The 19,730-nt window shown below is 61.2% G+C and carries 15 protein-coding genes; 6 read left to right on the forward strand and 9 right to left on the reverse strand.

What is annotated here, in order from left to right; genetic code table 11:
- Positions 1-84 precede the first annotated feature (84 nt).
- The 4 genes from J2Z31_RS19535 (at position 85) to J2Z31_RS19550 (ending at position 7,244) form a co-directional block, all read left to right on the forward strand.
- Entirely contained in the window at positions 85-2,100 is a 2,016-nt protein-coding gene (locus J2Z31_RS19535; RefSeq protein WP_209603609.1) for a type I secretion protein, read from the forward strand.
- A gap of 20 nt (positions 2,101-2,120) precedes the next feature.
- On the forward strand, positions 2,121-4,418 hold the full coding sequence (locus J2Z31_RS19540) for a type I secretion system permease/ATPase (RefSeq protein ID WP_209603611.1): 2,298 nt from the start codon (positions 2,121-2,123) through the stop codon (positions 4,416-4,418).
- 7 nt (positions 4,419-4,425) lie between these two features.
- Positions 4,426-5,763: an HlyD family type I secretion periplasmic adaptor subunit gene (locus tag J2Z31_RS19545; protein WP_209603613.1), complete on the forward strand. Its 1,338-nt coding sequence runs from the start codon at positions 4,426-4,428 to the stop codon at positions 5,761-5,763.
- A gap of 236 nt (positions 5,764-5,999) precedes the next feature.
- The gene (locus J2Z31_RS19550) at positions 6,000-7,244 is read left to right on the forward strand and encodes a tetratricopeptide repeat protein (protein ID WP_209603616.1); all 1,245 of its coding nucleotides are present in this window, start codon (positions 6,000-6,002) and stop codon (positions 7,242-7,244) included.
- Between the two features lie 104 nt (positions 7,245-7,348).
- Here J2Z31_RS19550 and J2Z31_RS19555 read toward each other — a convergent pair whose 3' ends face one another.
- Complete coding sequence (locus J2Z31_RS19555) at positions 7,349-7,849, reverse strand: hypothetical protein (RefSeq protein WP_209603618.1); 501 nt, start codon at positions 7,847-7,849, stop codon at positions 7,349-7,351.
- Positions 7,850-8,306: 457 nt separating this feature from the next.
- On the opposite strand from J2Z31_RS19555, the gene J2Z31_RS19560 reads away from it, so the two are divergent.
- A complete protein-coding gene (locus tag J2Z31_RS19560) occupies positions 8,307-8,831 on the forward strand; it encodes a tetratricopeptide repeat protein (protein WP_209603620.1) in 525 nt (174 codons plus the stop codon).
- A 327-nt stretch (positions 8,832-9,158) separates the two neighbouring features.
- Here the strand turns inward: J2Z31_RS19560 and J2Z31_RS19565 are convergent, their stop codons facing one another.
- Positions 9,159-10,202: a class I SAM-dependent methyltransferase gene (locus tag J2Z31_RS19565; RefSeq protein WP_209603622.1), complete on the reverse strand. Its 1,044-nt coding sequence runs from the start codon at positions 10,200-10,202 to the stop codon at positions 9,159-9,161.
- 289 nt (positions 10,203-10,491) lie between these two features.
- Here J2Z31_RS19565 and J2Z31_RS19570 point away from each other — a divergent pair, with 289 nt between their 5' ends.
- Positions 10,492-12,477 carry a putative bifunctional diguanylate cyclase/phosphodiesterase gene (locus tag J2Z31_RS19570; RefSeq protein WP_209603624.1) on the forward strand — a complete coding sequence of 662 codons (1,986 nt, stop codon included), beginning with the start codon at positions 10,492-10,494 and terminating at the stop codon, positions 12,475-12,477.
- 18 nt (positions 12,478-12,495) lie between these two features.
- Here the strand turns inward: J2Z31_RS19570 and J2Z31_RS19575 are convergent, their stop codons facing one another.
- From J2Z31_RS19575 to J2Z31_RS19605, 7 genes are all read right to left on the reverse strand, one after another.
- Positions 12,496-13,053 carry a hypothetical protein gene (locus J2Z31_RS19575; RefSeq protein WP_209603626.1) on the reverse strand — a complete coding sequence of 186 codons (558 nt, stop codon included), beginning with the start codon at positions 13,051-13,053 and terminating at the stop codon, positions 12,496-12,498.
- 194 nt (positions 13,054-13,247) lie between these two features.
- Entirely contained in the window at positions 13,248-14,543 is a 1,296-nt protein-coding gene (locus J2Z31_RS19580) for an ATP-binding protein (RefSeq protein ID WP_209603628.1), read from the reverse strand.
- A gap of 34 nt (positions 14,544-14,577) precedes the next feature.
- A complete protein-coding gene (locus J2Z31_RS19585; protein WP_209603630.1) occupies positions 14,578-15,525 on the reverse strand; it encodes a type II secretion system F family protein in 948 nt (315 codons plus the stop codon).
- Positions 15,526-15,534: 9 nt separating this feature from the next.
- Complete coding sequence (locus J2Z31_RS19590) at positions 15,535-16,488, reverse strand: type II secretion system F family protein (RefSeq protein ID WP_209603631.1); 954 nt, start codon at positions 16,486-16,488, stop codon at positions 15,535-15,537.
- Positions 16,485-17,933, reverse strand: coding sequence for a CpaF family protein (locus J2Z31_RS19595; protein WP_209603633.1), 1,449 nt, complete (start codon positions 17,931-17,933; stop codon positions 16,485-16,487). Before J2Z31_RS19595 ends, J2Z31_RS19590 begins: the two co-directional genes overlap by 4 nt.
- 68 nt (positions 17,934-18,001) lie before the next feature.
- Entirely contained in the window at positions 18,002-18,577 is a 576-nt protein-coding gene (locus tag J2Z31_RS19600; protein WP_209603635.1) for a L,D-transpeptidase, read from the reverse strand.
- Positions 18,578-18,585: 8 nt separating this feature from the next.
- Complete coding sequence (locus J2Z31_RS19605; protein WP_209603637.1) at positions 18,586-19,728, reverse strand: P-loop NTPase family protein; 1,143 nt, start codon at positions 19,726-19,728, stop codon at positions 18,586-18,588.
- Positions 19,729-19,730: the final 2 nt, after the last annotated feature.

Below are 19,730 nucleotides of genomic sequence, written 5' to 3' on the forward strand. Positions count from 1 at the left end.
GGAATCGGTCATTGAACCGGACTGCGCGAGTTGGCCTCGCGCAGTCCAACAGCGCCGCAAGTAATGCAGGTAAAGGGGCTGACAATGACTCTGCATTTCGACAGGGCGACGGAGGCCATTGCCCATTTCATCGGCCTCTTCGAAATCAAGTTCGAAGAGATGCGCCTGCGTGATGCCTACGAGGACTTCAAGGCACTTGAGGCGGCCCGGCCCGAACCGCCGGAGTTGCCATCCGTGCCGGTCGTGGTGAAGGCACCTTACGAACTTGGTGACTTCAACCCCGAGGTTCTCTATCAGCCGCTCGCGCCGGAATTGGTCGGAGTGGCTCCGTGGTCATATGTCTCTCTTTCCCCCCCGCAGCTTCCGTCTTCTGGCCAGGTAGCCGAATTTTCCAAGCCTGCCCCTCTCGCCCAGCACTGGTCGACGTCCGCTTCACGCACGGGGGAACTGCAGATCGATCCACCCGGCTCGGTCGCAGTATTCAACTCCCAATATATATGGCTATCGGATAATGACGTCGTCAGCCTTGGCGGCCATGGATTGGAGTTCAGCCTGCGGACGGACGACAGCGTCCTGTTGGCCGAACTCATCCAAGGCGCGCAGCAAGCGTTGCCGCTCGACAGCGCGGATGAGCCGGGGTCCGCCGGCGAGCTTGTCACCTTCATCCACACCGCATCCCAGGAACTCGATGCATATGCTGCAGAAGAAGGCGGTCAGGAAAGCGTCTTCGTCGCCAAATCCGGAGCGATCGACGGCATTTACGTCAATGGAGAGCTGGTGGATGAGGCCCCCCTCCTCGAAGATTACCGCCCGGCGCAGGAGGAGCCTCCGGAGACTTCGCGGGCTAACTCCACGGAGGCAAGCGGCGCTTTTGCCTCAGGCGGCGGGACGGTATCCATCGAAGCGTCGGTCGAACTGGAAGCCGGCGGCAACACACTGGTCAATACCGTAGTGCTGACGAACAACTGGCTGCAATCGCACGTCCTCGCCGTTGCCGGCGATCATGTCGAGCTCAATGCGATCGTCCAGATCAATTCCTGGCACGACAGCGATCTTTTGAGCGCATCTCTCAACAACTGGACGCTGACGCAGGGGAATCCGACCCAGGCCTTCAACATCGCGATGTTCAAGCACCTCGATCCGTCGACCGGCGACAACACGCAGACAGCAGCGGGCGACTTCCCGAAAGGCTGGGTCGTCACCGAGATCAAGGGAGACCTGATGATCGTGAACTGGCTCGAGCAGTTCACCTTCATGTCTGACGAGGACATAGCTGTTCTGGCATGCTCCGGTGCGACTACCTCCATCATCTCCGGCGGCAATACGGCGATCAACAAGGTCTCGCTTGCGGAGCTGGGATCGCACTACGATCTAATCTTCATCGGCGGGAACGTCTATGATGCCAACATCATCCAGCAGTTGAACATCCTGCTGGACAACGATCTCGTCGGCGCCGTCAACGGTTTCGGAACGAGCGGCGAGGGATCCGTTTCCGCTGGAGGCAACCTGCTCTGGAATTATGCGGGCATCGTCGAGGCCGGCGGCGCCACATGCGTCAAACCCATGCCGCAATCCTATCTCGATGCACTCAGTGATCTGGCGGACGGCAAGAAATCGGCCTCGGCCGACGTGCTGCGAGACGACGTGTTCGCCGGACTGAAGGGATTGAAGGTACTTTATGTATCGGGCGACCTCATCAATCTCAACTACGTCAAGCAGACCAACATCCTCGGGGACAGTGACAAGGTTGCGTTGGCGAAAAACGCGCTGGCAAAAGGTTCCGACGCGGATTGGACTATATCGACCGGCTCGAACACACTCGTCAATCACGCCGGCATTGTCGATGTCGACACCGGCAAGACGATTTATGTCGGAGGGGAAGCCTATTCGGACGAGGTGTTGATCCAGGCGGAATTGATTGAGAACGAGCCTTATCTCGGAGGCCAGGATCCCGACGCGCTGGTCAATGAGGCGGTGGCCTTCCTCGGCGATGACATGATGGCGCCCGAGTCCGGACCCCAACCGCTGGATAGCGGGCCGGCTGCCTCGCCTTCAATCGAAACGAACAATGCCGATCCTATGCACAGCATGCTTGCCTGATTGGGACGCGGGGGGAGATCATGACCGACAACCGCGCCCTTCATCGGCAGGCATTTGCCAGCAGTGGCGAGGCAGAGCGACCGCCGCAAAAGCTGGACGCTGAGGCTGCCGGGCAGAAGCTGCTCCGCGAGATCGACAGCCGCGAAGATGTGCTGGATCGCGCCTCCAGGAAGATCGACGGGGTGATCGGCCAGCTTCGCGGCACGACGGCTGCCCTCCCGAACAAAGAGCGTAAAATACCTGCGGCATCGCCGATTGGAGAAAGCGTAATGGCGGAGGCCCTAGCGAGCACCGAAGGTGGGCAAAGAGTACGAATGCCCGAGAAGGCAGTTCCCCCGTACAATGCCGGAGTCCGGCACGGACCGCGCGACGGCGATTCCGCCAGGCAGCAGCCCGTTCAGCAGGCGAACGCGCCCGAGCAACGGGTTGAGCGGCCGCCAACCGAATCCAAGGCCGAGACTGAAAAAGCGTCGACTCCGGGAATGGTCGTGATCGATGGCGATCGCGGCCCCATCAAGTCCGAGACTCGGCCGCTCGACAAGGGTGGCTCCGGCGGCGGTGGCGGCAATGGCGGCGGCGTCTTTCATAAAAGGCTCGGGCCGGTCGACTTCTCGGCAAGCCTCAAGGCGGGGCTCAGAGCGATCAAACAGAACCTGATGATCGTGATGATCTTCACGATCGCCACCAATATTTTGGTGCTTGCGATACCGATCTATCTGTTCCAGATATCGGACCGGGTCCTGACCAGCCGTTCGGTCGACACGCTGATCATGCTGACGGCCCTGATCGTCGGCGCGGTTATCCTCCAGGCGGTGTTTGACGGAGTTCGTCGCATGATCCTCATGCGGACGGCGGTGGAGGTCGCCGCCCAGCTCGGCGCGCCGATCCTGAGCGCCGCCGCGCGGGCCTCGCTCCATAGCAACGGGCGCGAATATCAGACGCTTGGCGACCTGCAGCAGCTTCGCTCCTTCCTGGTTTCGGGCACGCTGCTTTCCTTCCTCGATGCGCCGATCGCCCCCTTCTTCCTTCTTGCGGTCTTCCTGATCCACCCGCATCTCGGCTCGATCGTAATCGCCTCGGCCCTGGTTCTCCTCGTCATTACCCTTTTGAACCAGAAGGCGACGGCCGCCTCCTTCGGAGAAGCCAACAATTTCCAGGCCAAGGCGAACCTCCACCTCGACTCGATGTCGCGCAATTCGCAGATCATCAATGCGCTCGCCATGATACCGGAAGCCGTTCGCATCTGGGGCAAGGACATGGCCGGCTCGCTCAAGGCGCAGGTGCTGGCGCAGGACCGCAATATAGCCTTCGCCTCGATCTCCAAGGCGGTGCGGCTCCTCACCCAGGTGATGATGCTCGGCTGGGGCGCCAATCTCGCCCTGGAAGGTCATCTTACCGGCGGCATGGTGATTGCGGCCTCGATCATCGCCGGACGGGCGCTCGGACCGATCGAGGGAGCAATCGAGGGCTGGAACCAGGTCGTGCAATCGCGCGCAGCCTATGGGCGCATCACATCGTTGCTCCAGAGCTCGCCCCTCAACTTCGAGCGGCTGAAACTGCCGCGTCCCGAGGGGCGCCTCGACGTCGAACGACTGCTCTTCGTACCCCAGGGGACCAAGCGCGTCGTCCTCAATGGCATAACCTTCTCACTCAATCCGGGCGACTCGCTCGCGGTGATCGGCAGTTCCGGCGCGGGCAAGACGACGCTCGGCAAGATGCTCGTCGGTTCCATCCTGCCGACATCCGGTAATGTCCGGCTCGACCTCATGGATCTGAGGAACTGGGACCAGCGTCAATTCGGCGAAAACATCGGTTACCTGCCGCAGGACGTGCAACTCTTCCCCGGCACAATTAAGGCCAACATCGCCCGCATGCGGGAGGAGGCGAGCGACGCCGAGATTTATGCCGCAGCCAAGCTCGCCGACGTGCACGACATGATCGCCATGCTGCCGCACGGATACGAAACCTTCGTCGCAGCAGACGGCTCGCCTCTATCCGGCGGCCAGAAACAGCGCGTGGCGCTGGCTCGCGCTTTCTTCGGCAATCCGCGCATGGTCGTTCTCGACGAGCCGAATTCAAATCTCGATGCTGCCGGCGAGGCGGCGCTGACCCGGGCGCTCAAGCATGCCAGGGAGCAGAAAATCAGCGTCATCACAATCACCCAGAGACCGGCACTCCTCAGCAGCGTGGACAAAGTGTTGCTGCTCGTGAACGGCACCGTGGCCCTCTTCGGCATGCGCGAGGACGTGCTCAAGGCGCTTGCTAACCGCGGCATGAGCCTCGAAGGCACCCCGCTCAGCCAAAACCAGCTGACATAGGCGAACCATGACGGACACAGTCAAAGTTCATGACCTCGAATGGTATGCGGAAGTCCCACGGGCGATCTGGAGACAGACCTTGGCCGGGCTCGTGCTTCTTGCGGTCACGTTCGGCGGGTTCGGCGTCTGGGCCTTCACTGCGCCGCTGGCTGCAGCCGTCATTGCCCAGGGAAGTTTCGTCGCGACCGGCCAGAACAAGATCATCCAACATCTTGAAGGCGGGATCATCGAGGAGATCCTGGTGAGCGAGGGCGATCATGTGGAAGCTGACCAGCCGCTGGTCCGGCTCGACGAAACGGCAGCACTCGCCAATGAACGCCAGCTCTTCCTGCGGCGGGCGCGACTCGAGGCGATCGTCGCCCGCCTGATGGCCCAGATCCAGGGCCTCGATGCGATTGCCCTGCCCGAGATCCTCGCAAAGAATGCCGAAGATGCCGAAATTGGCCCGATCATCAACAGCCAGAAGCTGAATTTCAGCGCCTGGAAGAGCAAGCTCGAGGCGGAAATCGGTCTTTTCCGACAGAATATCGAGGGTTTCCGGTTCCGTGCTGAAGGCTACGCGCAGCAACTCGGCGCGGTTCGTCGGCAGCACGCTCTCCTCCAGGAGGAGCATGCCGGCAAACAGACACTGCTTGCGAAGAACCTCATTCGCAAGACGGAGATCAAGTCCATCCAGCGAGCGATCGCCGACGCCGAGGGGCAGATCGGCAGGCTAATGGCCGAGATTTCGGAAACGGGCGCGCAGATCCTCAAGCAGGAACAGCAGGTCCGGCAGACGGAGGAAAACTATCGCGAGGCGGCGCTCGCAGAGCTGCAGAATGCGGAAGCGGAGCTCGACTCGGTTCGCGAGCAGCTGAGAGGTGCCGCCAGCGTCCTGCGCCGCGCCACGATCAATGCCCCGGTTTCCGGCACCGTGGTCCGGCTTTACTACCATACGCCCGGCGGCGTCATCGAAAGCGGCAAGCCCATCCTGGAAATCCTGCCGTCGCATGTACCCTTGATCATCGAAGCAATGGTCCTGCGCACGCAGATCGACAGTGTCAAGGTTGGCCAGAAGGCAACCGTACGGCTTACCGCACTCAACCAGCGGACCACTCCGGTGCTCGACGGCGAGGTCTTCTATGTCTCTGCCGATTCCTTTCCGGATGCGGCAGACGAAGGGGCGCGTGAAGTCTATCTCGCCAGGGTCAACCTCCCGGTGCGTGAGCTCTCGCGGGTTCCCGGTTTCGCACCCACGCCCGGAATGCCGGCCGAGATCCTCATTCAGACCGCTGAGCGGACCTTCTTCGATTATCTGACGAAGCCGATCCGTGACAGCATGGCGCGCGCCTTCATGGAGCGGTAACCCAGGCGCAGGCTGGCTTGAACTAAGACAAAATCATGAACCTGGCCTGGCCCAGGAAGCACTCCATCAATCCGGCGTCCGTATTTCACCAAAGATTTCAGCTACGCCCTACGCATGATCGAACGATATTCGATTTCAGTAGCAGTCACGCTCCAGTGGCTAATATCCGCGGCCGGAACTTCCACGATATAATGGTGTTTTTATTTTAAGAATTTTATTTTTATCGGGGCTGGGCGATGCGCGTCGATATTATCGAAGACATTGATGAATTCACAAAAATTCGCAAGGATTGGGACGGAGTTTACGGGGCCGACCCAGAGGCCCATCCTTGCCTTTCCTGGAAGTGGCTGGACGAATATCTATCCTCTCGGCGACGATGGTTCCTCCTCGCGCTGAAGCGTGAACGGTCCGACGCCCATTATTGCGCATTTCTACCGATCGAAGTGACGACGTATCTGGATGAAGGTAGCGGCCTCTTCTGCGACGAAGTCTCGATGATCGGCAATTGCGGCACCGGTCGCACGGGGCTGCTCTGCACGCCGGACCTCGAGATCGACGCGGTGGACGCATCCGCCGGCCTCCTGCTCAAGGAGAACTGGGCGCGTATGAAGGTGGAGTTTCTCGATCCCGGCTCTCCGCGGCTTGAGCGGTTGCTGCATGCCTTTCCGGTGGAACGCTTCGTCCGCGAGGATGGCGGCGGGTTGCGGAACGACCTCGGTGGCCGGGAGGGTGGCAGCCATTGTCTGCTCCTCAAAACACGCAGCGGCCACAATCTGGGCAACAGCATCAATCACCGCAGCATCGAATTCGTCTTCGAATGCGCCATAGACCTGCATGCCCAGGGTGCGCTCGAACGGGCGGAGACGGCCTACCGGCAGATCGTCCTGGCGGCGCCCCAGCATATCCATGCCCGCTACGGACTAGCGCAGCTCTGCTGCGACAAAGGCGACTTCGCAGAGGCGGAATATATCTATCGCGCCCTGCTTTCGACCGCGCCGCACGACAGAATCCTGCATCGACTGGGCGACACGCAGATGGCGCAGGGGATGTACCAGGAGGCGAGCGAAACCTTCGAAAGCCTGCTTGACAGCCATCCGCATCAAGCGGTCATCCGTTATAAACTAGCCGTTTGCCTCCTGGCCGCGGGTCGCAGGGAGGCGGCGATCGCCACATTCCTGAGCTTCGAGGACATCGACTCCGACGACGCGGATCACATCCGTTGCAAGTTGAAATCGCGCGAAGCCGCATGGCACCTGAAGACGTTGGCAGTCTTGGAGGAACTGCGTGCCGATGCGGATAAGCCGCAAATGCCGATGCCCTGCGACAAGGCTCGCCTGTCCTGCGACCGTGCGGCCGCGCCCCCGGCGCGGCTATTTGGCCGCGCTCCACTCCTTAAACCTTCAATGCCCAAGGGAATATCGGTAAATCTGCATGCTAGGCCCACCCCTTTCGACGGGATCGGCTCGAGGTCGAAGCATTAGCCATCGATCGATTGCAATATCGCAGAAATGCCCCCGCGATTTTGCGTTACGCCCCTTTTGCACGTCTTATAAGATGAGCAAAGCCGCTGTAGACGCGACGCGCTTCAACCGGAGAACCGAATGCGCCTGACGATCCCGACATGGGACATCAGGCAGGCGGCTGCCACGAGAAGAGATAGTGCGATCCAAAGTGGCGAATTCGTCATCGGCAGCAGCGACCAGTCGCCGCGCAGCAGCCGCGGAACGGAAAAGCTGGCGAGTCCGGCCTGCGCGCTCATGGCCCGCACCCCTCCGACTATCATCGCAATCAGCGCGATATGCGCATGGATGAATCGGATTCGCGGATAGTGGTCCGGCCGGTGAGCGATATGGATCCCCAAGCCTGCCGCGAGCACCAGCAGCGCAAGTGTGGCGTGAAATCCCAACCCGTCCAAAAGCAGGAACACCGGCTCGCGTATGACAGGCAGAAGCGTCATGTACAGCGACCAGACCGCTGCATTCGACGGAAATTGCGCCAGCAGGACCATGCTGACGAGAAGGATGGCGGCCACCGTATAGGCACAGCATGGGGCAAGGCGAATAATTTTCAAAACCGTGGATTGCATCAGCGTGCATCCTCTTCGCTTGAAAGGCGCGGGCGGTATCGAGCGGAGTATGGTTTCTGGTGCTTAACCGGAGCTTACCATGGACGCTCCATTGTTTGGATCGACTTCCATACTTACTGCATGTGTCCTTAAATCGACCTCGATTTAAGGACACATGCAGCATTCAAAGTGCTACAGCGACCTTTGCGCGCCTGATAAGACGCGCGGCGCTGTAGGACGAAGACAGAGCGCCACAGGGAACTTGGAGCATCTGATCAGACGCGACGGCACTGTCGCGCTGATTCGGGAGATCGACCCCCCGGAATTCTATTGAAAGGGCGGTGCGGGACGGCGAGATGTGTCGCTTTAATGCGACGCACGCTCGCCATTTTTCATTTATTAGCATTTCTCATGGAAGATTTTTGGTGAGTGGCGGCACAGCCTTGGATAGCATGCACCCGTGTATTTGGGGGTAAGAATGGCATTGCAGGTTGGAACGCGAATCGCATGCATCACTTCGCTGCTGGTCGCAGGCATGGTCTTGGCAGGGTGCCAATCAGCGGCGTTCGACGACGTGGCAGCCTTCGGCGACAGCGCCAAGACGCTGGAGGACGATTCCGCCGTCGCTTTCTACAAGAACGACGAGTTGATCAAGACGGGCAAACTGCAGTTCAAGGAAAAGAACTACGGCAAGTCTTACGCGATCTACAAGCGCGCGATTGCAGTGTTTCCGCAGGATCCGGCTGCCTGGCTCGGCTTCGCCGCCTCGGCCGACATGATCGGCCGGTTCGATACCGCGGACAGGGCCTATGTGCAGCTCGCCAGGATGATCGGCGACACGCCAACCTACTACAACAATCTCGGCTATTCCCATCTCCTGCGGGGCGATCTGCCGAAAGCCCGGCGCTACTTCCTCAAGGCCTACGAGCTGGATCCGGCCAACGAGATCACGGCGCGCAATCTCGAACTTATGAAGAACAGCGTTAAATACGCGCAACGTTAGCGCATCGGCCCGAAAATCGGACCGGTTTGCGGAAATCCCGACGCGCAGATTCAAAGAGTACAGCGACCTTTGCGCGTCTGAAAAGACGCGCGGCGCTGTATTCAATGCGGCAGGACCTGACGGATGTGGCCCGGAAGCGCAACGGCTTTCCGGGCCTCATGTCTCAACATTGTAGAATCAGATCGTGATCTACAGCAGGCACCATCGAAGCTCGCGCCCTACGGCGCCGCGCCGCTTATCAGGCGGAAAACGTCGCAGTAACACTCTGGCTCACTACATGCCCAAATCGAGTCGGGAGGGCATGCAGTAGGACGTGAGCTTCCGCTGTCACGAGCGCTTTTGCAGAATGCCGTAGACGATGTTGCGGTTTTCACCGAATTCCAATTGCGCATCGACCAGATTGCGGTCGACGCTCGAGTTGATGATCCTCCACATGTCCGCCTCCGAACGCAGCAGCAGCTGCCAGTTCATGAACGTCTCCATGTAACCGTCGTCGTAAATGTCGTCGGCGAAATTGGCAAATAGAAAGACGCCGTTGGGCTTCAGCATTTCCAGGCATTTCTGGGTCAGCTTCACCGCCACCTTGTCGGCAAGGTAGTCGTAGAGACCGGCAGCGTAGATGAAGTCGAACTTGCCGAGATCATAGCCCCTTGTCAGGAGACCGCGAACGGAACCGTCGATGGCTTCGATGCAGGTCCCTCTGAAATCGCGCGCAATGGATCCGACGCTCAACGGATCCTGATCGAGAGCCACCCAGCGTCTCATCCGGCCTTCCTTGAGGGCGACCGAGCGGTCGGCCTCGCGCAGATGCCCCGCCGCGATCGTCAGGATCTCCGTCTCGCCACCCAGCTTTGCCGCGACCTCGTCCACATGCCTGGTCAAGAGATCGCGTCGCTCCCGGACGGCGACCGAGGACGGCGCCGCCCTGGTGTAGTCGTAAAGGGCGCGCCCCAGCGGCGAAGCATTCGCGATCGCATCCGCGGTGCTCGGGTGGCCGTATATGAAGTCGATCAATTGCGCGTCGCCGGAATAACCGCGCGGCTTTTCGAATGACCAGCGGGTGAACGGATCCTCATGGAAGAACGCCGAAATCGGGTGGTTCTGCACGAGCGGCACCAGGGCCTGCCAGACGCTCGGGTCGAACTTGCGGCGCATGCCGTGAAGTGCCCCGATGACTTGATGGATGATCGCCGCCGGATCCCGACCCTGGTCGATCTGCTGCCGTGCAATCGACAGCACGAGGGCGAGCTCGGCCTTGCCGGTTTCGAACTGCTCTTCGTGGTAATCCGTTCTGGTGGGAGAAAGTTCGGTGGTGATGGACTCTGGGGTGATCAGGCTTTCGCCGTCGAAATGAATCTGAAATTGGGTCACGCAAAACTCGTCCGTTAACTGTTTGTTAACAGTATGCGCATGTTTGCGGCGCACGCCAGTGGTCGTTAAAGTTTTCACATAATATGGTTAACGAAGAACCATATTGGTCTGTTTCGCTACACTTCGGTGTTCACATTTGATCTACAGCGAATTCAGCAAAACTTAATCGACCTGCACTATTGTGCCGAATTATGTTGCCTGCCGTACGTTGAATTTCTATGCAGACGGCAAATGAAACCGCCAGGGATGGCGGGTGCTGGGCAAGCGACGCAACGCGATGGATCCGTGCATGAAGCACACGTTGGCTGACGTAATTGAGATCGGTCTCGATCATGAGCCGCCGAGACCGGCATCGACCGAATTGCGCACGCTCTTCCGCGAAGAAGGCGTAGGCGCGCGCAAGCAGGCCACGAGACAGGGGCTCTGGACCGCGGTAGCGGTGTATCTGCTGTTTTCCGTGACGGATGTCCTGCTGGTGCCGGACGTGGCAGCCTTGACGATAGCCGCCCGGTTCGCGATTTCGGTTGTCGCGCTTTTCTTCCTGGAATTTCAGTTTCGCCTGAATGCCACTGCAGATTCGATCGATTGCACCGCCGCGGCGGCGATCGTCGTCGCCTATGCCGGTTGGCTCTATCCCGCGATGATGACGGCGGATACCGAAAGCATCTCCTATTACATGGTCTTCGGCGCCATCTTCATGATGAGCGTCAATCTGTTCTTCAGCTTCCAGTTTCGATTGTCGCTTTTTGCGTCGATTACGATACTTCTGATCTTTTTCGCCGCGGTTTTGTCGTTCCCCCCGGCAGAGGCTTCCTACAGACTCGCCTTCGGCACGTTCAATCTCTCCTGCTTCGTCTTTACCTCCTATGTGAACTGGAAACTCAACCGCGAGCGCTATAAGGTCTTCCTCAACGCCGTCGAGGCGAGAATTCAGCACAAGGAGGCCTCCGAGCGAGGCAAGGCTCTGCTGAGGCTGTCGCACACCGACTCGCTGACCGGCCTCGACAACCGCCGGGCGGTCGACCAGAAGCTGCGCGACCACTGGAGCGACTGGCAAAGGCGCGGCACCAGCTTCGCAGCGATTCTCATCGACGTCGATTTCTTCAAGAAGTACAACGACTACTACGGCCATCAGGAAGGCGACCGCTGCCTTGTCCTCGTCGCCAATGCTTTGAAGGACTCGATAGAGCCGTATAACGGCTGCATCGGGCGCTACGGCGGCGAAGAGTTCATCGTGCTTGCGCGTTTGCAGGCGAGCGAACAGGCGGCCGAGCTTGCGGAGGCGATCCGCGACAATGTCGAGAGACTCGCCTTGCCGCATCAGCAGCGGCGGGATGGCGTGTCCATCGTTACCGTCAGCGTCGGCGCGGCCTTCACCAGAAACCAGACGAGCTCCAAGCTCGAAAGGCTGATCCACGAGGCCGATCGCGCGCTTTACAGTGCCAAGGCGAGCGGCCGCAATTGTGCCCGCCTGTTCGACCCGAGCGATCCGCACACCAGCGACGAGAGCGAGAACATCGCGGCCTTGCTGAAGATCGCAGTCGACCAGAAACTCGTCTCGATGGTCTACCAGCCGATCCGGAATGTCGCGTCGGGCGAGATCGACGCGGTCGAGGCGCTGATGCGGCTGAGAATGCTCGACGGTACCTCGGTACCCCCGAGCCTGTTCATCCCCATCGCCGAACGTACCGGCGCCATACTGGACCTCGGCCGTTGGGCGATAAGGACCGTCTGCCGTGAGATTCTGGCCGATGAAAGCGTACCTGTCGTCAGCGTCAACGTCTCGCCGATCCAGTTGAAATCACCCGGCTTCGCAGCCTCCGTCGCGGCTATTCTCGGTGAAACAGGGATCGCCGGAGGCAGGCTCGCCCTCGAGATTACCGAGGGGCTCGAAATGGAGATGCATTCGGATGTCCGGCGCTGCATCAGCGACCTGAAGACCCTGGGTGTCCGAATATGGCTCGACGACTTCGGCACCGGCTTCGCCGGCCTGTCATGGCTGCGGCTGATCGACTTCGACACGGTAAAGATAGACCGCTCGTTCCTGCATGATTGCGACACCCAGAAGGGCAAGTCCATGCTCAGGGATATTATCGGACTTGTGCGAAACCGCGGCCACAAGATCCTGGTCGAAGGCGTCGAGACCGAGGAACAGATGGCGCTCATGCGGCAGTTCCGCATCGACCAGGTCCAGGGATTTCATGTGGGTCGGCCGACGCCGGCGGAGAGCCTCAGACTGACAAAGACGGTGAAGGTGCGTCCCACGCGGGCCTGAAAGGTCGCTGTGGGTGACCTACCGCACCTTCCGGAGTATGAGCTTGCCCTCGGGAGAGATCGACCTTTCGTAGCGTGGCAAGTCGGCCACGGGACTGCCATCGGTGCCGGACTCGGGCAGCGCACCGTCGGACGCATCGACGTCCGCTGCAGGAGCCCAGAGTGAAGGCTCGAGTCTTTGCGTGACCTGCTTGCCCGGAGCGCTCAGGATCACGGAGCCGCTGGCCGCCGGGGAAGCAAAGAGCGTTCCGCCATCGATCTTGGCCACTTCCTTGTGGAGACTTTCCAGGCGCTGGCGGATGATTGCGACTTCGTCGGCCTTGGCCCCTTGGGTAATGTGCCGCCCCTGCTTCTCGAGCTGCAGCTTCAGCCCGTCAATCGAGCGCTTGACTGCGGCGAGGGCCTCCCGGCTCTCGCGCACGTCCGCGGCGTTCTTCGCGGTATAGAGCAGAATGCCTGCGTTCAAAGGCAGGAACACCAGCGCCAGGGCAACGAAGGGCGCAAATCGCGTGCGGGCCGGCTCGTCTGCCTTTCGCTCGCGCCGCACCTCGTCCGGCTCGACTTCGATATTCGCCATGCTGACCATCACCTTACTCCGCCGCAAGCAGGCCGAAGCCACCAAGAAGATGTCCCGGGCACCTATTCGGGACGAGGCGCCATTCGCGCCTACAGCGCTGAGCGTGCTTCAAGACGCATAAAGGACGCTGCAAGACTTTGCATCTGCGCATCGTGCTTTCCCGAAAACCGGCACCGCTTTCTGGGGCCGATGCGCTAGTCTGACGTAAACACCCCTTCCCACGCCCGCTCCAGCATCGCCAGGGAGGCCACCTTTCCGGTTCCATTGAACGCACAATAGGAATCGATGAAGTCCAGCAGGTACTTCGGATGGTAACAGGACGCCAGCGATTCGCCACTGTAACGACGATCGTAAAACAATTCTAGGTCGCGCGGCGAGAGCTCTACATCGACGCTGCGCGCGTAGGCCTCGAATATCTGGATATATTCCTCCCGCGAGGGCGTGTTGACGAAGATCTTGTATTTAAGCCGCCGCAGGCCCGCCTCGTCGGAAAGATCCCGCGGCGCCATATTGGTGGAGAACACGACGAGCTCGTCGAACGGCACCTTGAATTTCTTGCCGGTGTGCAACGTCAGGAAGTCGTAACCGCGCTCGAGCGGCACGATCCAGCGGTTGATCAGCGCCTGCGGCATGACCTGTTGCCGGCCGAAGTCGTCGATGATGAAGATACCGCCGGAAGCCTTCAGGTGAATCGGCGCCTCGTAGACATTCGCCCCCTCGCTCAAGGTGAGGTCGAGCAGGTCGAGCGTCAGCTCGCCGCCGGTCTTGATCACCGGCCGGCGGCACTCGACCCAGCGCCGGTCGGCCTTCGGATGAGGCCCTGTCCCCACAGCGGGCTGATGCACCGCCTCGTCATAGAAGCAGATGACGTAGCCGCCGACCTCGATGGCATAGGGCACAAAGATCGTCTGCCGGAACAGGCGCGCCGAACGCTCGGCGATGCTCGTCTTGCCGTTGCCGGGCGGTCCGTAAAGGAGGATCGACTGGCCGGAATTCATCGCCGGCCCCAGCTTTGCAACCAGCGAAGGCGACAGAACGAGCCCTTCGAGGCTCTTGGCAAGGGCCTCCGGCGTCACCCGCTCGTGATGGATTGTCTGCAATCCGAGCTGGCGGCAGAACGCATCGAGCGAAACCGGCGCCGGCCCCACATAGCTCGACTGCCGCAAGGCGGCCTGTGCATAGTCGGCGCCCTTCGCCGAGAGCGCGTAGCGGATGTCGGACCTGACGTCCTCGCCTGCGAGCCCGCGCGCCTCTAAATAGGCAAGCTTGGTGAGCTCCTTGATCAGGAGATTGACGACCACCTTGGAAAGCTTCATGCGCTCCGCCAGATGCGATGGCGTCACGGTGTCCTGCTCGGTCGCGCATTTGGCCGCCAAACGCAGGAGGAACGACAATTCGAGCCCGGTCTCCTCGACAGTCATCGGTGCCAAGGGCATGCGAGGATCGAGCGTTGCAGCGAGGTCTTCACGAGCTTGATCGAGCGAATGCATGGGTATCCCTCTGTTCTTCAAATCTGGAGCGGGGCTAACCGCCAGGCGACAGGCCGACGACCAGGCTGACGACGCGAATGACGATAGGCACAAGCACGATGACGAGACTGACCGGAAACAGGAAGGCCCCGAGCGGCAGCAGCATCTTGATCGGCAGCGCGTTGGCCTTTTCCTCTGCCCGCACGATCCGGAGATCGCGCATTTCCTTGCTGTAGACCCGAAGTGTCTGGGTGACGCTCGTGCCGAGCTCCTCGGACTGGCGGAAGAGCACCGCAAGTGCCCGCGCCTCATCGATCCGGAGCCGCGCCGCGAGATTGGCGAGCGCATCGCGTAGGCGCCGTCCGCCACGCACCTCGAGCATCATGATAGAAAGATGCAGGCCGAAATCCTGTCTCTTGCTGACGAATTCCCGCGCCACCCGGTTTGCCGCCGCCTCGAGGCTCATGCCCGCATCGAGGCAGACGATCAGCATGTCCATGAAATCAGGAAAGAGGCGGCGATATTCGCGCTCCTTCGCGTCGCCGCGCCGGTCGATATAGATGTTTACCAGGATGAAGGTCGCGCCGGCGGCGAACATCGCGACGAGGAGCGTCATCAGCCGCGACGTTTCCGGAATGAAGCGGTTGAAGGCCCAGACGGTCAAGACGAATGCCGCGATACAGATGACGGCGCGGACCGTCTGGAAGGTGGTGACCGAGCCCGCATTGAAATACCCCGCACGGATCAGCCGGTTCTGCGTGGAATTGACGTTGGTGTCGCGTCGGGTGATCTCGAAATAGCGGCGGATCAGCCGGTTCTCCGCCTCGCCGAGTTCGTCGATCGCGGCGTCGCCGACACGGAGCTCGTCCCCGCGTGCCTTCGCACCCGCCTCGGAAAGTCGGACGGCGACCTCACGCCGCCTGAAGAGCAGTTCCGACGCGGCGCCGGCAAAGATCAGGACCGAGAAGAAGACGATGAGGTAAATGCCGTACTCGTTCCACATGGCAGCGCCTCAATACTCAAAGTTGACCATCTTGTAGAGAATGACGTTGCCGATCGCCATCACCACCAGCAGGCTCGTGACGATGATCGTGCCGTAGCCGCTGTTCCAGACCGGATCGAAATAGTCCGGCGACAGCGCCCTGATCAGGCCATAGAGCAGGAAGGGATAGATCGACATGAAGATCGCGGTTATGCGCCCCTCCGCAGAGATCGACTTCACCTTTGCCTTCAGCATGAAGCGGTCGCGCAGGGTCTTGGAGAGATTCTGCAGGATCTCGACAAGGTTGCCGCCGGTGCCGGCCTGGACGCTGAGCGAGATGGCTAGGAGATTGAGGTCCTCGACCCCCACCCGGTGGTTGAGGTTCATCAGCGCGTCATCGAGCGTCACGCCATAGGTCAACTCGTCCGTCAGGAGGCCGAACTCCGTGCCGATCGGGTCGGGCATTTCACGGGCCACGAGCGCAATCGCCGCCGGCAGCGGATGCCCGGCCGCGAGGCTGCGGGTGGCGACGTCGAGCGCCTCCGGCAGCTTCTCGGCGAATTTCTGCACGCGCTTTGCCCGGACCCGCCAGACGACGAGCACCGGAATGGCCAGACAGGCGGCGAGGAAGATCGGAATTCGAATGAGATTGGTCGGCGCGAAGTATTGCACGACCAGCCAGATGGCAAGCGCGCCGGCGACCCCGTAGAGAGCAATGCGCTTGCCGTCGAAATTGATACCGGACTGCACGTAATATTGCCTGAGCCGCTGCATCAACGGCAGCGATCGCCATTCCCCATCGACGCCGCGCTCCTTCAGCATCTCGCGATACACCTCGCGGCGGTTCTCGTTGCCTGCGAGCAGACTCAGGCGATGGTTCACCGCCCTGGTGCGCTCGGAAGTCCGGAAGTAGCCGCGCAGCAGCGCTTCGGCGGAAACCAGCGCTGCGACGAAGACGGCGCCGTAGAGAAGCAGGAGCGTCATGATTTTCTGGCCCCCGTCTGCAATGGCCTTCCGGGCTCGAAGATGGACTGCGGCACGATGACGCCGACTTCGGCGAATTCCTCGACGAAGCGCGGCCTCAAGCCAGTGGCGCGGAACTCGCCGATGATGCGGCCGTTCTCGTCGGTGCCGGTCTTCTTGAAGCGCATGATCTCCTGCATCTGCACGACCTCGCCTTCCATGCCGGTAATCTCGGAGACCGAGACGAGCTTGCGGCTGCCGTCGCTCAGGCGCTGCACCTGGACGATGAGGGTGATGGCCGAGGCAATCTGCGAGCGCACGCTCTGCTGCGACATCGGCATGCCGGCCATGCCGACCATCTGCTCGAGACGGCTCACCGCATCCCGCGGCGTATTGGCATGGATCGTCGTCATCGAGCCTTCATGGCCGGTGTTCATCGCCTGCAGCATGTCGAAGGCCTCCTCGCCGCGCACCTCGCCGACGATGATGCGGTCCGGCCGCATGCGCAGCGCGTTCTTCAGGAGCTCGCGCTGGCGTATCTCGTTGCGGCCGTCGAGCGTCGGCGGCCGGGTCTCCATGCGTCCGACATGCGGCTGCTGCAATTGCAGTTCCGCCGCATCCTCGATGGTGATCAGCCGCTCCTTCGGCGAGATCTGTGAGGAGAGTGCATTGAGCAGCGTCGTCTTGCCCGAGCCGGTACCGCCGGAGATGACCATCGACACCCGGCCTTTGACCGCGGCGCTGAGCAGGATGCGCATCTCCTCCGCCATGGCGCCGTATTCTACGAGCCGCTCCATCGTCAGCGGCTTGCGGGTGAATTTGCGGATCGAGACGAGCGGCCCGTCGATCGAGATCGGCCGGATCGCGACGTTGACGCGCGATCCGTCCTTGAGGCGGGCGTCGACCATGGGCGTCGACTCGTCGACGCGGCGGCCGACGGCCGAGACGATCTTGTTGATCACCCGGAGCAGGTGGTCCTCGTCCTTGAAGCGTACCGCCGTGCTTTCGAGCATGCCTCTCCGCTCCACATAGACGTTCTTGTAGCCGTTGATCAGGATGTCGGCGACGCTCTCGTCCGAGAGCAGAGGCTCGATCGGGCCGAGGCCAAGCATCTCATCGGTGATGTCGCGGACGAGATCGTTGATCTCCTTGGCATTGAGCGGCGAATTGTTGCGGCGAATATAATCCTTGACCAGCGGCCGGATCTCCGCGGCGATCTCCTCGGTGTCGAGCGAGTCGAGAATGCCGAGATTGATGTGGTCGAGCAGGTGGCGATGAAGGTTCACCCTCTCGGAGACCATATCCAGGCCGAGCGGCGCCTGCTCCTCGCCTGGCGCTTCGGCGACTGCCAGCGCCGGCGCGGCCGCAGCAGCGGCCCCGCCTGACGGAAATTCGACGACCGGACTGCTCCCTGCCCTCTCCTGTGGCGGCTGCTTGTAAAAGCGTCCTATGAACCCATTCGCCATCAGCTTTACTCCTTACACACTAGCCTTTTCGCGCCCGGTTCACCTCCCAGGCAGCAACCCCCAAACACTTACTTCACCACCACCGTCGCCCCCAGCTTCACCCGGTTGTAGAGATCGATGACGTCGGCGTTGCTCATGCGGAAACAGCCCGAAGAGGCGAATTCGCCGACGGTGGATTGTTCGTTGGTTCCGTGGATGCGGTAGAGCGTGTCCGCGCCTCCCCGATAGAGATAGATCCCGCGCGCGCCCATCGGATTGAACGGGCCGGCCGGCACGAGGTCCGGCAGTTCCGGCGAGCGCGCCTTCATCTCGACCGGCGGGCGCCAGTCCGGCCATTCCGCCTTGCGGCCGACCTTGACGACGCCCATCCAGCGGAAACCGTCGCGGCCGACGCCGATCCGGTAGCGCAGGGCGCGATTGCCGGAGAGCACGAGGTCGAGCGTGCGCTTGCCGCTCGAAATGACGACCGTGCCGGCGGGATAGTTGTGCGCAGCATCGACCACCGAAGCCGTCGTCACCCCCAGATGCCGCGGCACCCGCGCGCTCGCGGCTCCCGCGACCGAAGGAAAGGCAAGCGGGAGCACCAGCAGCGCCGCTCCGACCAGCCGGCCCCATCCGCGCGCGTGTGTTGCATTCCTGTGCATGCCTGCCTTCATTTTACCATCGCTCCGAGCTTGCCGACGGCGCTGCAGAATCGCGAGCGCTCATTGACCTCGACCGGCAACACGCCGCGGTCGAGCGCCTCGCGCAGCGTCTCCCAATCATAGGCGACGATATGGGCGTGGGTGTCCTTGAAGATCTTGTCGATCTGCTTGCGGCTGACCCCCAGGCTGAAGAGCCGCGTGCGGTATTTGTTGACGACGACGAAGATGGAGGCCGGGCTGCCGCGAAGACTAACCAGATGCAGAAAAAGATCCCGCGCCTGGTGAAGCGCCGGTATCGTCATCTCGGTGACGATCGTGACGCTGTTGACCGATCTCAAAACGTCATCTTTCCAGGGCGTGCTGTAATAGGGCATGTCGAGCACCGTCTCGTCGCTCTCGAAGGCCGCGACATCAAGCATCCTCAGCACCAGCTCCGCTCCCTTCGGCGACCAGAGCACAGAAGGCTGCTTGAACGACAGCAGCGAAAAGCCGCTCCCGTGGCGCTTGCGCACGAGATCGATGAATTCGAGGTCGACGCGAGAAGGATTGGCGACGACCGGCAGCAGGTCATAATCATTGACGAGGTTGAGGTAATAGCCGAGCGACCCGGACGAGAAATCCATATCGAAGAGATCGACCCGCGCGGTGCCGCTTTTCGTCGGCCGCGCCAGTACATGGGCGAGCGAGGAGGCGATCACGCTCGCACCTGCCCCGCCGACGGCGGAGACAACGGCATGGACGCGGCTGCCGGTCGCGCCCGCCGCCGGCGCATGCGTCGAGATCATGTCGATCAGCGCCCGCCGCTCCAGCGGCTTTTTCAGCCAGTCATTGCCGGCGAGGCGGAAGATGAGTCGCATCCGGTCGGCCGGCAGCTCCTCGGAGACGACGACGAGCGGGATGCTGCGATGACTGGCGCGAAATGAGAAGAGTTCCGCCTGTGCCAGCACGTCGCCATTGTCGACGTCGAGCACGATCATGTGGAACTGCTTCGGATCGAGCCGCCCCTTTTCGCCGAGCGCTTTCAGCGACATATGACTGACGTCGTAGCGCGAGAGCGACCCGAAGGTGTCGAGCATGAAGCTCGCCGCAGCCGCGTCATCGGAAAGGAGCAGGATCTTTGTGGTCGCTACGAAGTTCATATGCGCTGTCATTT

Origin of the sequence: Sinorhizobium kostiense (genome assembly GCF_017874595.1) — a bacterium.
Taxonomy (GTDB): Bacteria; Pseudomonadota; Alphaproteobacteria; order Rhizobiales; family Rhizobiaceae; genus Sinorhizobium; species Sinorhizobium kostiense.